This window comes from Sorangium sp. So ce385 (genome assembly GCF_051474135.1).
GTDB lineage: Bacteria > Myxococcota_A > Polyangia > Polyangiales > Polyangiaceae > Sorangium > Sorangium cellulosum_D.
In genome coordinates, this window is sequence record NZ_CP150337.1 from 11979992 (window position 1) to 11994210 (window position 14219).

Consider the following 14219-nt stretch of genomic DNA (forward strand, 5'->3'; position numbering starts at 1 on the left):
CGGAGACCACGTCAAGGGCGTTTGTCCCGAGGCGGAGGCGCCGGAGGTCCGGCGCCCGGCGATGCGTGAAGCGCGCGGCGCTTTTCGCTGGCTCGCGCGCCTCGCGACGCGCTGAGCGCCCGCCGCCCGGCGCGCGCTCAGCGCGCGGGCACGATGCTCAAGGAGACCCGGGCGCGCGCGCTCTGGTAGTAGGTGTCGAGCGCGTGGGCGAGCCGCTGCGCGACGTACCAGCGCTTCAGCGCCGGGGCGACGTCCTCGTAGCGCTGATCCTTGAACGGCGTGGCGCCGGAGCGCAGGACGAGCTTGAGCTCGAACTCGCTGGGCTCGAGCATCGGCGCGACCATGCGGTCCAGGTACAGGCTCGCGCGCGCCTGGCGGCGCAGCAGCGCGTCCAGCTCGTCGGAGCTCACCCCCTCGGCGGCCGCAGCGGCGAGGAGTCGCGCGCGGCCGCGGGCGCGCTGCTCCAGCGAGAACCGGGCCGCCTCCGCCCGCTGCGCGACCTCCGCCGACGTCGGCGCCGGCGAGATCGGCAGGCTGGCGAGCAGCGTCTCGGCGATGTGCCGATCGAGCGCGGCGCGGACGTGCCGGTCCCGGTAGAGCCCGGGCTCCGCGTCGGGATCGGCGAGCGCCTCGATGCGCGCCTGGAAGGCGAGCTCCCGCTCGAAGATGAACTGCGGGCGGCGCACGCCGCCCGTCTCCGGCGCGTGCCAGCGCACGACGACGCGGTCGAGCAGCATGGGCGCCGGCGGCGCGACGGCGGCGTCCTGACCGCGGGCGCTCCGGACCGGCGACGCGAGCGCGAGCAGCGCGGTCAGCGTCATGAGGAGCCCGGGTCGGCGCACGGCGGCAGGGTAGCGCAAAGCGCGCCGCGCGTCCCAGGCGCGAGCCGCGGCTCGCGGAACGATCGGCGCGCGGCTATAGGAAGAAGGTATGTACAGGCAGTTCGCGCTCGAGGGCGAGGTCCACGCCTCGCTCGACTGTGTGCCGCTCTCGGTGCGGCGGAAGCTCGACCTCGCGGAGCTCAAGATCTCGCTCGCGGGGTGGCAGGCGCTGTCGCGCGCGGAGCGGCTCGCCCTGTGTCACCTGCCGGTCGATACGGACGAGGACCTCGCCGTCTACGCCGAGGTGCTCCGCGGCTTCGCGGCGCGCGCCGGGGTCGACCTCACCCCCCTCGCCGGCGCGCCGGTGCGCCGCTCCGCCTGGGATCCGGAGAGCGTCGTCGCGCGGCTGCGCGAGCGGCTCGGCCCGGACGGCGCGCTCGACGGCGCCGCGCTCGGCCGGCTGGCGGCCCTGACCGAAGAGGAGCGCTACGCGATCGTCAAGCTTGCCGATCCGAAGCGCGGGCCCGAGAAGCTGCGGGCGCTGCTCGGCGAGCTCGGGCTCTCCCGGGGCGACGGCAGCGAGGCGACGCCCGGCTGAGCGGCCGAGCGGCGCCGCCGCCGCCGCTCGAGCCCATGCCCGCCGCGCTGTCCCTCCGACGTGTCACCGCCGCCGTCGCGGCGCTCGCCGCCCTGTCGCTGCTCCTCCCCGCCCGCGGCGAGCCGCCTCGCGGGGGCGGCGCGCGCGCCGCGATCCGCGTGGGCCTCGTGTTCGACGTCGGCGGGCGCGGGGACAGGAGCTTCAACGACGCGGCCGACCTCGGCCTCGCGCGCGCCGCCCGCGAGCTCGGCGTGACCACCGAGGTGCTCGAGCCGAGCGGCGCCGAGGACCGCGAGGCGGCGATGCGGCTGTTCGCGGCGCGCGGCTTCGATCTGGTGATCGGCGTGGGGTTCATCTTCTCGACCGACGTGGAGGTCGTCGCGCGCGCTTTCCCGGCCACCCGCTTCGCGTGCCTCGATTACGCGGCCTCGCCCGGCCGCGCGCTGCCCGAGAACCTCGCCGGCCTCACCTTCCGCGAGGAGGAGGGGGCCTTCCTGGTCGGCGCCATCGCCGGGCTCACAACGGCGACGGGGCGCGTCGGCTTCATCGGCGGCATGGACATGCCGCTCGTCCACAGGTTCGAGGCGGGCTACCGCGCCGGCGTGCGGGAGGTCTGCCCCGCGTGCCGCGTCAGCGTCGCTTACGCGGGGACGACGCCCGACGCGTTCCGCGATCCGGTCAAGGGCAAGGCGCTCGCGGTGAGCCAGGTCGCGGCGGGCGCCGACGTCCTCTTCCACGTCTCCGGAGCGACGGGCCACGGCGTGTTCGAGGCGGCGCGCGACATGGGGGTCAAGGCGATCGGCGTCGATCGAGACCAGCACGACGAGATGCCGGGGACGGTGCTCACCAGCATGATCAAGCGCGCCGACGTGGCGGTCTTCGAGGCGATCCGCGCGCTCGTCGAGGGCCGCTTCGAGGGCGGGATCGCGTCGTTCGGCCTGGCCGAGGGCGGCGTCGGCTACGTGAGCGAAGGCCCGCACGCGGCGGGGATCCCGGCCGCGGCGAGGGCGCGGGCCGCCGCGCTCGCGGCGCGGATCGCGCGGGGCGAGCTCCAGGTGTTGCCCGCGCCGACGCCCGCCGCGGCGGAGCGAGGGCGCGGCGCGCTCACCACTTCACCATGACCTTCGCGGGGTTGACCTCCGCGGTGACGCGCGGGACGTCGACGAGCACGTCGAGGAAGTCGCTGCCCGGCTGGCTCAGATCGAGGTTCGCCGCCTTGGGCTCCACGCGCGCAACGATCGAGTCGGGGTTGACGGCGCCCACGTCCTCCGGCGTCCCCGTGATCCTCACCTGCACCACGGCGGGCGAGACCGTGGCGCGCGGGATCCCGACCACCTCGACCCTGCGGTCGAAGGTGCGCGTGGCGAGCTCGCGCCCGATCTCGAGCGTCGCCATCACGCTGTCGACGTCGTACGTCACGAGCTTCGGCGGCCGCTCGAGGGCGAGCTGCCGCTGGTACGTGCCCTCCGTGAGCCCGCTGATGTCGAACGGCGCGGTGCGCGCGAGCTGCATCACGTCGACCACCGAGCGCGGGCCGCGGGCGCTCACCGACGGCGGCTCGACCGAGATCATCCCCTTCACGAGGAACCCCTGCGCGGTGTCCCCCGTGCGCGGCACGTGCACCGGGATGGACCGCGTGACCACGTCGTCCCAGCGGAGCTCGATCGTCGGCGGGTAGATCTGATCGACGACCAGCCCCGCCGGCATGTGGAACATCGAGGCGTCGAGATCGATGCGCGTCTTCGCGCCGTCCCGGAGGTCGAGCCGCAGCGTCCCGAGGCTCTCCGCGCGGAGGTCGTCGAGCTGGGTCCGGGGGCCCCGCACCGTCACCGCCACCTCGTCCGCGACCTGGGTCATGAGCTGCCGGTGGCTCGACTCGGGCGGGAGGATCAGGACGACGCTGAGCATCAGCGTGCGCTGGGCGTTCTCCGCGCCGTGAATGAAGGCGTAGAGGCAGAGCGCGAACGTGATCGAGAGCAGCTTGAGGCCGAGGTTGTCGAGCAGCGCCGAGCGGAGCGCCTCGCGGATGCCGGCCAGCGTCATGGCTCATCTCGCGGAGGTGCCCCCTCCGCGCTCCCCTTGGACGCGGCGGTCGTCGCGACCTGCCCCGTCGGAACGAAGGTGCGCTGCGACGGGACCGGAGAGTCCGTCGCCGCGGCGGTGGCGTCGACCAGCGCCGGCCGCCCGCGCTCGGACGGGCGCTCCACGTCCTGCGTGGTGGAGGTGGCGCCCGGGCTCCGCGCGTCGGCGCTCGTCCCCACCGCGGCGCGGAGGTCGGCGCTCGACCCCGCCGCGGCGCGCGCCTCGGCGCCCGAGCGCATCGGCGTGGAGGTCGACATCCGCGCCATCGGCCGCGCCTCGGCGTCGGCGGGCGGCTTGATCATCGACGACGTCTTCGTGACCGGCGCCGCGGGCTTGGCCTCGATCGGCGCGGGCTTCGCCGCGGCGGCGGCGGGCTTGCCGGGCTCGTGGCCCGGCGCGGGGGCGCCCGGCGCGGGGCTCACCGCGGGGCTGCGCGCCGGCGGCGCCGGGAGGCTCGTGCGGCCGCTCTGGGCCACCTTCTTCGCGAAGCGCCGCCGGCGCGACGAGCGGCCGAAGAGCCCGAGCAGCGCGTGCCGCAGCGACTGGCCGTCCAGGTTCGAGACGATGTTGCCGCTGAAGCAGAAGCTGATCGTGCCGCGCTCCTCGCTGACCACGACCACGACCGCGTCGGTCTCCTCGGTGATGCCGAGCGCGGCGCGGTGCCGGGAGCCGAGGCTCGCGTCGAGGATCTTGGTCTCCGGCATCGGGAAGAAGACGCCGGCGCGCGCGATCTTGAGATCGCGGATCAGCACCGCGCCGTCGTGCAGCTTGTTCACCGACTCGGGGACGAAGAGCGAGACGAGCAGCTCCCGGGTCACCACCGAGTCGATGTGGATGCCGTCGCTCTTGACGAACTCGAGCACGTTCGCGTCCTGCTCGAAGGCGATGATCGCGCCCATGCGGTGGCGGGCGAGCTCGGTCGCGGCCGCCACGACCTCGTCGATGACGCGCGACTGCTGCTCGCGGCCGCTCGTGAACCAGTTGCTGCCGCCCACGCGGATGAGGGCGCGGCGGATGTCGTTCTGGAACACGACGACCACGATGAGGATGATCGACGAGAGCAGCCACGAGAGGAGGCTGAGGAGCGTCGTCAGGCCGAAGATCTTCGCCCCGAGGTAGATGAGGAAGACGATGCCGAGCCCGAGGCCCATCTGCATCGCGCGGGTGCCGCGCAGCACGAGCAGCGCGCGATAGACGACGTACGCGACGATGAAGATGTCGATGAGGTCCCGGACGATCTGCGTCACCGGCCTCGCCGAGAAGAGGCGGAGGAACCCCTCAACCATCGCCGCGCGCCCCCTGGGTGAGGGGAGCCCCGGCGCCGCGCCGCTCGCGCGGGCCCGCGCGGTCGTTCACGCGATCGATCGCGCGCATCACGTCGAGCGCCTGCCGGACGGGGCGGACGTCGTGGACGCGCACCGCCGCGGCGCCGCGCGCGGCGCACGCGAGCGCGGCCGCGACGGTGCCGCCGAGGCGCTCCGAGGGCGGCGCGAGCGCGGCGTCCGCGCCGTCGCCCCGCTCGGCGGCCTCGGCCGCCGCGGCGCGCGCGACGAACGACTTGCGGCTCGGCCCGACGAGCACCGGGAAGCCGAGGGCGCACAGCTCGTCGAGCCTCGCGCACAGCTCGAGCGACTGCCGCGCGTTCTTGGCGAAGCCGAGGCCCGGGTCGAGGACGAGCTCGCTCCTCGGCAGGCCCGCCTCGAGCGCCCGCGCCGCGGCGCTCGACCACTCGCGCGCCACGTCGGCGACGACGTCGCCGTAGGCGTCGTCGGGGTAGGCGGAGAAGCCGGCCATCACCGACATCGGGCCGCGGCTGTGCATGAGCACGAGCGACGCCCCGCGGCGCGCGCAGAGCGCGCCGAGCTCAGCCGCGCTGTCGAGCGAGATCGTGTTGACCACCGCCGCGCCGTCGTCGAGCGCGCGCGCCGCGACAGCGGGAGAGGTCGTGTCGATGGAAACGACGGCCCCCCTCCTCACCGCGCCGCGGACGCTCCCGCCGATGCGCGCGATCTGCTCGTCGTCCGGCACGGGCTGCGCACCCGGCCGCGTGGATTCCGCGCCGATGTCGATCATGTCCGCCCCCTCGGAGAGCATCGCATCGATCTGCGCGAGAGCCGTATCTTCATCCGCGAAGCGACCGCCGTCGGAGAAGGAGTCCGGCGTGCGGTTCAGCACCCCCATGATCACCACGCTCCTGCGGCGTTCGAGCAGCATGCGCAGCGGGGACATTTCCTGTGGGTAGCAACTTTTGCGCCGAACGGCAATTGTCTGCTCGAACCGATGTTTTCCAGGAGCAATTGGAACATCGTGAGGGTGGTCCGGCGCCGCGCTCCGGCGTCGCCGTCGTGGCCAGCGGGCGCGCGCCGGCGTTGGACGGCGCGCCCGCGCGAGCATTCGGCGGCGACGCCGGAGCGCCGCGCTCCGCGCGCCGCTGACTCGGACACGCTTCTTTGCTAGGGTCGCGGCTACACCTTGACATCGGCGGCCGCCAGCGGCCGTCCGGTGGCGGCGGGATCACGCGCGAGCGTGCCCCGTCAACCGTTTCTCAGGCTGCATCCAGCGGACGAGACCGAGCGGTTCCATGCTGCGCACGCGTATCCGGGCAGGTCCCCTCGCCGGCTTCGTCTTGAGCGTCCTGTTCGCGGCGTTCTTCGCCGTGCTCAGCGTGGGCGAGCTCTTGATCCCGTCGCTCGCGCCCGAGATGGGCAAGCCTGCGCCCGTGACGCTGCGGGTCCCGTACGGTCCGCGGATCGTGCGCGACACGCACGACGGGAGCTTCTCGCTCTCGTACGAGCACGCGCGCGTGATCGTGCCGCGCGGCACGGTGCTGTCGGAGCACAACGAGGATCACAACGCCGCGATGGCGTACGAGACCGTGCGGCGCATGCGCCGGCCAGGGCTCGGCGCGCGCGTCGCGAGCACGTACGTCATCTATCTCATCGTCTGCCTGATGCTGACGGTCTACCTGCGCCGCTTCGGGCAGAACCGGGTGCGGCTGCTCCGGACGCAGGTGGGCATGTTCGTCCTGATGACGGCCTCGCTCGTCGTCGCGAAGCTCCTCTTGCTCTTCACGGCGCTGCCCGAGTTCTGGATGCCCGTCGCCGCGCTCCCGCTCTGGGTGGCGATCGCCTTCGATCGGCGGACCGCGTTCCTCGTGGAGGTGGGCGTCGCGTTCATCGCCGCGTCGCTGCTCCGGTTCGACGTGGTCCTCCTGTCGGTGCTGCTCGTGCGCGGCATCGCCGCGACGATGTTCTTCTTCAAGCGCAAGGGCTCGCGGCAGCTGCTCGTCGCGGGCAGCCTCGCGGGCCTCGCCGGCGCGATCGGGTTCGTCGCGCTGACCGTGCTGTTCGAGGGCAGCTTCGACCTCGTCGCGGATCTGAAGCTCTGGCTCGGGTCGAACGTGCTGTCCTGCATCGGCGGGGGGCTCCTCGTCGGCGTGCTCGGGCGGAGCCTCAGGGAGCCGGCCGAGCGGGCGATGGGGCACGTGCCCCGCGACAAGCTGCTCGACCTCACCGATCTGGAGCAGCCGCTCCTCAAGAAGATGGCGGCGGAGGCGCCGGGCAGCTGGGAGCACGCGCGCGCGATGGCGAACCTCGCCGAGGCGTCGGCCGCGGCGATCGGCGCCGACGCCCTGCTGACGCGCGTGGGCGCCTACTACCACGACCTCGGCAAGACGGTGCAGCCCAAGTACTTCATCGAGAACCTCGCGCAGGGCGAGCGCTCGCCGCACGAGGATCTCGACCCGGAGGTGAGCGCCGACGCCATCATGGCGCACGTCGTGATGGGCACGAAGATCCTGCGGGAGGGCAACATCCCCGAGCCCGTGGTGGAGTTCGCGTACACCCACCACGGCACGCAGGTCGTCGAGTACTTCTGGCACAAGTGCGTCGAGCAGGGGAACCCGAAGGAGCTCACGCAGGAGCACTTCCGTTACCCGGGCATGAAGCCGCAGACGAAGGAGACGGCGATCCTGATGCTCGTCGACTCCATCGAGGCGGCGTCGCGGACCATCTGGCCGCCCGAGCACAAGAAGTTCGAGGAGATGATCCAGCGCGTGATGTTCTCGAAGCTCGCGTCCGGACAGCTCGATCAATCCGGGCTGACGATCGAGGACCTGCGCATCATGACGACCCGGATGGCGTCGACGCTGGTCAACATGTACCACGGGCGCATCAAGTACCCGTGGCAGCGGGAGGCCGATCGCGCCGGGCACACGCCCGCGCCCCCGACGGCCACGCCGCACCCCGTGCGCCCCGCCACGCCCACGCCCGTGCCGCCGTCCGGCGCGGTGGGGCGGGACGGGAGCGCCGCCCCGCCGCCCGCCTCGACCGCGCGGGGCGCGGCCGCGGCGGCGCCGTCGGTCAGCAGGGACGACGCCGGGGGTGCCGCGAAGGACGAGAGCCCAGCGGAGTCCGTGCGCACGCCGAAGAAGACGCACTGAGCAGGCCGCGCGTTCGCGCGGAGGCGCGGCGGCCTGCCCCTGGAAAGGACGGTCCGATGCCCCCGACGATCGAGCAGAGCTTCATGAAGGCCCTCTTCCACGGCATCATCGCCGAGGACATCATCTTCCCGTACCCCGAGATGCCCGCCGAGGACCGGGAGACGACGTCGATGATCCTCGACAGCGTGCGGAGGTTCTTCGGGTCGAGCGTCGACAGCGCGAAGATCGATCGAGAGCACGCGATCGATCCCGGCCTCTTGGCCGAGATGAAGAAGCTCGGCCTGATGGGCCTGCAGATCCCGGCCGACCACGGCGGCGTCAACCTGAGCAACATGGCGTACGCGCGCGTCATGCAGGAGGTCGGCGGGCTCGACGCGTCGATCGCCGTCACGCTCGGCGCGCACCAGTCGATCGGCTTCAAGGCGATCCAGCTCTTCGGGACGGAGGAGCAGAAGCAGCGCTACCTCCCGAAGCTCGCGACCGGCGAGTGGATGGCCGCCTTCGCGCTGACGGAGCCGGGCGCCGGCTCGGACGCGGCGGCGATCCGGACGCGCGCCGAGGTGTCGGCCGACGGCTCGTACTACACGCTGAACGGGTCGAAGATCTGGATCACGAACGGCGGCATCGCCGACGTCTTCACGGTGTTCGCCCGGACCTCGGCGCTCGAGGAGGGGAAGAAGCCGAAGCTCACGGCCTTCATCGTCGAGCGGGGCATGGGCGTGAAGAACGGGCCGAACGAGCACAAGCTCGGGATCCGGGGCTCGTCGACGACGGAGCTCTTCTTCGACGACGTGAAGGTGCCGAGCGAGAACGTGCTCGGCGAGGTCGGCAAGGGCTTCAAGGTGGCCGTCGAGGTGCTCAACAACGGGCGGCTCGGGCTCTCGGCGGGGTGCGTGGGCGCCTGCAACACGCTGATCCGCCTGGCGCTCGACCGGGTCCAGGAGCGGCGCGCGTTCGGCCGGAGCATCGGCGATTTCGGGCTCATCAAGGACAAGATCGCGACGATGCTGGCGCACACGTACGCGCTCGAGTCCATCACCTACCTGACGGCGAGCCTCGTCGACGCCAAGGTCCCGGACTTCTCGATCGAGAGCGCGATCTGCAAGGTCATGGGGAGCGAGACCCTGTGGTTCGTGGTCAACGAGACGCTCCAGATCGCGGCCGGCATCGGCTACATGCAGGACTACCCCTACGAGCGGCACCTGCGCGACGCGCGGATCAACATGATCTTCGAGGGGACGAACGAGATCCTGCGCTGTTTCATGGCGCTCTCCGGGATGAGCGGCCCGGGCAAGGCGCTCTCGGACGTGGCGAAGGCGATGCGAGAGCCCATCAAGGGGTTCGGGCTGCTCAGCGACTTCGCGATCCGTAAGGCGAAGTCGGTGCTCGGGCGCGAGCGGATGTCGAAGGCGCACCCGCTGCTCAGCCGGGAGGCGGTCATCTTCGAGGACTACACGGCAGAGCTCGCCACGCACAGCGAGGACATGCTGCGGAAGCACGGGCGCGAGATCGCCGAGATGCAGTATGCGCAGCGCCGGATCGCGGAGATGGCCATCGACCTCTACTGTATGGCCGCGTGCATCTCACGCACGACCCGGGCCATCGAGCGGCGCGGCGAGGAAGGTGCGCGTCGTGAGATCGATCTCACAACCGTGTTCGTCGGCATGGCGCAGAAGCGGCTCAGGCAGCATGTTTCGGACTTCCAGAAGAACGACGACGAGCTGCGCAAGGCCATCGCGGTGCGAGCCTATGCGGATCGCGCCTACCCGTTCGATATTCTCTGATCGCATACCCGCGCACCTCGGCTGACATCGAGTACCATGGAGTCACCTCGAGCGAGACGCGTCGAGCGAGTCCCAATGACACGCTGATTTCCGGAAGTTTTCAGCGCACGGCGTGGACGGATTGCGATACAATCAACGGGAGTAGTATTGGCGTAGACCCTTCGACAGGAATCGGGTGATCACTTGTCCCAGGCTAGGGCATTGGGTAGCAGGTGCGGAGCCATGAAGGAGACTGCTGAAGGTCGGGCCGTCATGGAGAAGTATCGCCTCGAGCGCCGGCTCGGGGGCGGGGGCATGGGGGACCTGTGGCTGGGCTTCGACATCAAGCTCCGGCGGCGGGTGGTCATCAAATTCATCCGGAGCTTCGCGGCCACCGAGCCCGAGCTGATCGCCCGCTTCGAGCGCGAGGCGCGCGCCTCCGCGCGCGTCCGGAGCCCCTACGTCATCGAGACGTACGATTACGGCGTCGATCGCGGCTGCGCGTTCATCGTCATGGAGTACCTCGAGGGGGAGGACTTGAACCGCCGCCTCGAACGGGAGCAGAAGCTCCCGCTCGCGCAGGCGACCGTCCTGTTCACGCAGCTCGGCAAGGCCCTCGACGCGATCCACGCCGCGGGGGTGATCCACCGGGATCTGAAGCCGGGGAACATCTTCATCACGTGCTCTGGCGGCGATGAGCTCATCAAGGTGCTCGATTTCGGCGTCGCGAAGTCGTCTTGCTCGCGCGACCGGATCACCAAGACGGGCATGGTCCTCGGGACCCCTCGGTACATGAGCCCCGAGCAGACCATGGCGCCCAGGCAGGTCGATTACCGGAGCGATCTCTGGTCCATGGCGGTGATCCTCTACCGCGCGATCACCGGCCAGTGCCCTTTCGCCGGCGCCAACATCAACGAGCTCGTCCGGCACATCTGCCAGACCTCGTTCCCGAAGGCGTCCGAGCTGGCGCCGGAGCTCCCGACCGGGGTCGACGCGTTCTTCTCCCGGGCCTTCGCGTTCGAGCCCGACGCGCGGTTCCAGTCGGGCAGGGAGATGATGGAAGCGTTCGCCGCGCTCTTCCCTGCGCACGCGCCGGCCTCCCGGCAGCCGTCGGATCCGCTGCCCGCGAGCCCGTCGCCGTACGAGCGGAGCGCCATCATGAAGCGGGGCGCGCTGGGCGGGCCCGCGCTGGGCGGGCCCGCGGCCCCGCCGCGCTACGCCATGGATCAGACGACCATGGCCGCCATGCTGGCGACCCCGGCGAACGATCTCGGCAGCGCGCCGACGACGGGCGACGCCGAGGGCCCCGCCCAGGACGACCGGCAGAGCGAGGTCGTGCTGGACAGCCGTGTCCTGCCGCCGCTTCGGCTCCCCTGGCTGGTCGCGATCGCGCTGCTCCTCGCGGCCGCTTCCGTCGTGTGCCACAGCATGGCCCAGGGCGCGTCGTGGTCGACGGAGCCCGCAGAGGGCCCGACGTCGGCGGACCGGTGATCGGCGCTGCGCCGCCCCGAGCGGGCCGCGCAGCAGCCCGCCCGGCAGCGCCTACCGCGCTTCGGTCTTCGGCGCGTCGGAGAGGCCGGAGATCCACCGGAGCTTCGGGGCGCCCTCGTCGATCCAGCGATCGCGCACCCGGCGCGCGAGCTCGGGGTGCTCGGTCGCCTTCACGGCCAGCACGGACACGAGGCACGTCCCCGGCCACGACTCGTAGGCGGCGACGGCTCCGGCGTAGTCGTCGCTGGCGAACACCGACGCGATGCTGCCGTCGAGGACCTTGAACACGAGCGGCCGCACCTCGCCGTCGATCTCCTGCGTCGTCCGGATGATCTGCGCCTCCCCGAGCCGCACGCCGTAGCCGTCGGCGAGCGGCGCGTGCTTCGCCCAGAACTCGTCGAGGCAGCTGTCGGGGTCGCTCGGCCCCGAGGTGCTCGTGTAGAGGACCGACAGCGCGGCGTAGTGCTCGTCGCCGTACCGGAACGTCGCGCGCGTCGGGTGGCTCCAGATCCGCACGCGGCGCCAGCTCTTCCCGTCGACCAGCGGCACGTCGAGGGTGTTGAACCGGTCCCGCCGGCTCCCCCAGGGCTGGGCCAGCAGCCGCTCGAGCGCGGCCCGCTCGGGGTCGGCCGCGTCGCCGCCCGGGTTCTCGCGGGTGACCGACGCCGGCGTCGGGGGCAACCCCGGCGGCCTCGACGGGGGGGTGCTGCTGCAGGCGGCGGCCGCGAGGCACGCGAGGAGAGGGACCGCCGCCGCGGCCCCCCGATCGGTGGAAGAGCGCGCAGTCGGCCTGGAGCAGGGCATGGGCAACACGAGCCTCGGCAAGCGGTTCTCAGCGACGGCAGCCCCGCGAGCGAATCCCGCGGCGCCGCTACAATCGGACCTCGCGCATCGAAATTTTATTCTTGTCGAAGACGCCCAGCCCGAGCTCGCCCGCGATGCGGATGTACGAGGGCTCGCGGCTCGCCTCCTTGAGCGTGGGCAGCCCGTTCTCCTTGCGCCATCCCTCGACGACGCCCCAGCCGATCACATCCATGGCGACCGGATCGGTCGTGGCGTACACCGACTCGTGCAGGACGCGCCGCTTCGGGTTCTTGTCGAGCGGGCCCTGATCGTAGATGAGCTTGAAGCCGTCCGTGATGTGCAGGCGGACGCGGCTCTTCACCACGTCCTGAGCGTAGAGCTCGGCGATCTGCGGGCTCGCGGTGTGCTCGTGGAAGGAGTGCGGGTTGATCGTCGCGCCGTGGGTGATGTTCTTGAGGCAGCCGGTGTAGCCGCAGATCGAGTGATCCTTGATCAGCGAGACGTTGATCACCGCGGTCGCCTCGGTGAAGGGGCGGACGAACTTGGTGGGGATGCCGCATACGTTGATGCTCGGCATCACCGCGTCCTTGTTCTCGTGCACCGCGGCGCGGATCCCGGCCGGGAACTCGGCGGCCGGCTTGGCCGTGCGGTCGGCGCAGCGGGTGCCGGCGAGGAAGGACGGGTACTGCTCGAAGATCATGACGTTCTCCGCGGGGACGCCGGCCGCGATGACCCCGCGCACGATCTCGAGCACGAGCTCCTTGTTGGTGGCCATGGTCGCGCCCTTCTGGCCGGCGATCCCGTTGGCCTTGATCGCCACGCGGTCGTCCTTGTGGACGAAGCGGCCGAACGCGGCGCCGAGATCGCTCTTCCCGGTGAGCTCCGCCATGGCCCGCTCGAGCATCGCCTTCGCCGCGGACGCCTCGGGCCAGAGGCCGTTCGGCTGCAGCGAGTTCGACTTCGTGACCTTCACGATCTTCCCTGGGATGGAGAGCGGCGTGAAGCCGGGGGGCGGCTTGGCCGCGAGGCTCGGCGGCGCGTCCGCGAGCGCCGCGTGCGGGCCGAGGAGCACGGCGCCCGCGGTGCCGGCGGCGAGGCCGCCGAGGAAGGCTCGGCGCGAGCGCCCCGCGGGGCCGGGATCAACGAAGCGACGGGGATCGTAGGGCATAAGACCTCGTGGTGAGCGCCTTGCGGCGGGGTGGATGCCGCCGGGTCGCCGGGCGCCCGGAGCGCTGATGGTAGCCGAGCTTCGCGCTCGAGACACGACGCCCGGCCCCGCCGGGCGCGCCGGCCTCCCGGACGGTGGCGGCGGGGCCTCCACCTGCGGGGCCGGGCTCCCTGGGCGGCCTCCGCGGGGAGCGAGCTCGACCGGCGAGCGCGCCGCCGCCATGGCGGCGCCAGGCCGGCGAGCGCCGGTCGCGCGCCATTCGCGCGGGTTTCTCAGGGGATCGCGCGCCGGCATGCCGCTCGCTTGGCGGCGCCGCCGAGGAGACGAACGCCGCTCGCGTGCGCGGCGGGTGACGTCCTTTGCACGAGAAGGAGGCGCAGCACGATGCAAGCGACATCGAAAGGGACGGGCTCGCCCGATGGGCGGGCCGATGCAGGGCAGGACGCCTGGCAGGATGACGAGGTGCGTCGCCCGTGGCGGGAGCGGGCGCTGGCAGCGCTGAGGGACTCGGCCTGGACCGCGCTGGGCGGCAAGGTCGTGGCGTACGTCGCGGGGTTCTTCGCGCTGGCGCTCGTGGGCTCCGGGCACGCGCAGAGCCTGCTCCCGGACCGGAAGGCAGACCCGTCCGCCGGCCTGGCGATGGCCGCCGGCGACCCGGCGCCGTTCGGCGCCGCCGGAGGAAGCCCGCCGCCCCAGGCCACGACCGAGCCTGCCGCCGATGCGGGGGTCGCGGCGGCGGCGGCGCCAGCGCCCGGCGATGCGGCGGTGCCGCCGTCCGGCGATGGCGGGGCGGGCGCCCCGGCGGGCGGCGGCGTGACCGCAGACGGAAAGGTCGTGTTGAACCTCGCGACCGAAGCGGACCTCATGCGCCTTCCGGGCATCGGTCCGGCGAAGGCGGCGGCGATCCTGGCGCTCCGCGCCAAGATCAAGCGCTTCCGGAAGGTCGACGATCTGCTCCGAGTAAAGGGGCTCGGCCGGCGGTCGCTGAAGCGGCTGAGGCCGCTCGTGCTCATCGATCCTCCCTGAATCGAGCCTCGCTGAATGGAATACC

12 protein-coding genes are annotated in these 14219 nt (G+C 72.2%); 6 read left to right on the forward strand and 6 right to left on the reverse strand.

Annotation, left to right across the window (positions count from 1 at the left end; genetic code table 11):
* Nucleotides 1-137: 137 nt before the first annotated feature.
* Complete coding sequence (locus tag WME83_RS43820; RefSeq protein WP_437315652.1) at nucleotides 138-842, reverse strand: hypothetical protein; 705 nt, start codon at nucleotides 840-842, stop codon at nucleotides 138-140.
* An 88-nt stretch (nucleotides 843-930) separates the two neighbouring features.
* On the opposite strand from WME83_RS43820, the gene WME83_RS43825 reads away from it, so the two are divergent.
* Both WME83_RS43825 and WME83_RS43830 read left to right on the forward strand, forming a co-directional pair.
* Entirely contained in the window at nucleotides 931-1419 is a 489-nt protein-coding gene (locus WME83_RS43825) for a nitrate reductase associated protein (protein ID WP_020740663.1), read from the forward strand.
* 35 nt (nucleotides 1420-1454) lie between these two features.
* Nucleotides 1455-2540, forward strand: coding sequence for a BMP family lipoprotein (locus tag WME83_RS43830; protein WP_437315653.1), 1086 nt, complete (start codon nucleotides 1455-1457; stop codon nucleotides 2538-2540).
* Here the strand turns inward: WME83_RS43830 and WME83_RS43835 are convergent.
* The 3 genes from WME83_RS43835 to folP are packed head-to-tail and all read right to left on the reverse strand — an operon-like array spanning nucleotide 2524 to nucleotide 5715.
* Nucleotides 2524-3462 carry a CdaR family protein gene (locus tag WME83_RS43835; protein WP_437315654.1) on the reverse strand — a complete coding sequence of 313 codons (939 nt, stop codon included), beginning with the start codon at nucleotides 3460-3462 and terminating at the stop codon, nucleotides 2524-2526. The two genes, WME83_RS43830 and WME83_RS43835, sit on opposite strands and share 17 nt — an antisense overlap.
* Nucleotides 3459-4787: a diadenylate cyclase CdaA gene (gene cdaA / locus WME83_RS43840; protein WP_437315655.1), complete on the reverse strand. Its 1329-nt coding sequence runs from the start codon at nucleotides 4785-4787 to the stop codon at nucleotides 3459-3461. The genes WME83_RS43835 and cdaA overlap by 4 nt, the downstream gene beginning before the upstream one ends.
* Nucleotides 4780-5715: a dihydropteroate synthase gene (folP, locus tag WME83_RS43845; RefSeq protein ID WP_437315656.1), complete on the reverse strand. Its 936-nt coding sequence runs from the start codon at nucleotides 5713-5715 to the stop codon at nucleotides 4780-4782. The genes cdaA and folP overlap by 8 nt, the downstream gene beginning before the upstream one ends.
* Before the next feature lie 367 nt (nucleotides 5716-6082).
* Here folP and WME83_RS43850 point away from each other — a divergent pair, with 367 nt between their 5' ends.
* The 3 genes from WME83_RS43850 to WME83_RS43860 all read left to right on the forward strand — a co-directional run bounded on the left by WME83_RS43850 (nucleotide 6083) and on the right by WME83_RS43860 (nucleotide 11196).
* A complete protein-coding gene (locus tag WME83_RS43850; protein ID WP_437315657.1) occupies nucleotides 6083-7942 on the forward strand; it encodes an HDIG domain-containing metalloprotein in 1860 nt (619 codons plus the stop codon).
* Nucleotides 7943-7998: 56 nt separating this feature from the next.
* The gene (locus WME83_RS43855; protein ID WP_437315658.1) at nucleotides 7999-9726 is read left to right on the forward strand and encodes an acyl-CoA dehydrogenase family protein; all 1728 of its coding nucleotides are present in this window, start codon (nucleotides 7999-8001) and stop codon (nucleotides 9724-9726) included.
* Between the two features lie 222 nt (nucleotides 9727-9948).
* Nucleotides 9949-11196 carry a serine/threonine-protein kinase gene (locus tag WME83_RS43860; RefSeq protein ID WP_437315659.1) on the forward strand — a complete coding sequence of 416 codons (1248 nt, stop codon included), beginning with the start codon at nucleotides 9949-9951 and terminating at the stop codon, nucleotides 11194-11196.
* A gap of 51 nt (nucleotides 11197-11247) precedes the next feature.
* On the opposite strand, the gene WME83_RS43865 is transcribed toward WME83_RS43860, so the two are convergent.
* Together WME83_RS43865 and WME83_RS43870 are read right to left on the reverse strand one after the other, a co-directional pair.
* Nucleotides 11248-12000, reverse strand: coding sequence for a hypothetical protein (locus WME83_RS43865; protein WP_437315660.1), 753 nt, complete (start codon nucleotides 11998-12000; stop codon nucleotides 11248-11250).
* Nucleotides 12001-12067: 67 nt separating this feature from the next.
* On the reverse strand, nucleotides 12068-13168 hold the full coding sequence (locus WME83_RS43870) for a DUF362 domain-containing protein (RefSeq protein ID WP_437315661.1): 1101 nt from the start codon (nucleotides 13166-13168) through the stop codon (nucleotides 12068-12070).
* A 384-nt stretch (nucleotides 13169-13552) separates the two neighbouring features.
* Between WME83_RS43870 and WME83_RS43875 the strand changes: the two genes are divergently transcribed.
* Nucleotides 13553-14194 (forward strand): ComEA family DNA-binding protein, encoded by a 642-nt coding sequence (locus tag WME83_RS43875; protein ID WP_437315662.1) that lies wholly within the window; start codon nucleotides 13553-13555, stop codon nucleotides 14192-14194.
* The last annotated feature ends 25 nt before the right edge of the window (nucleotides 14195-14219 follow it).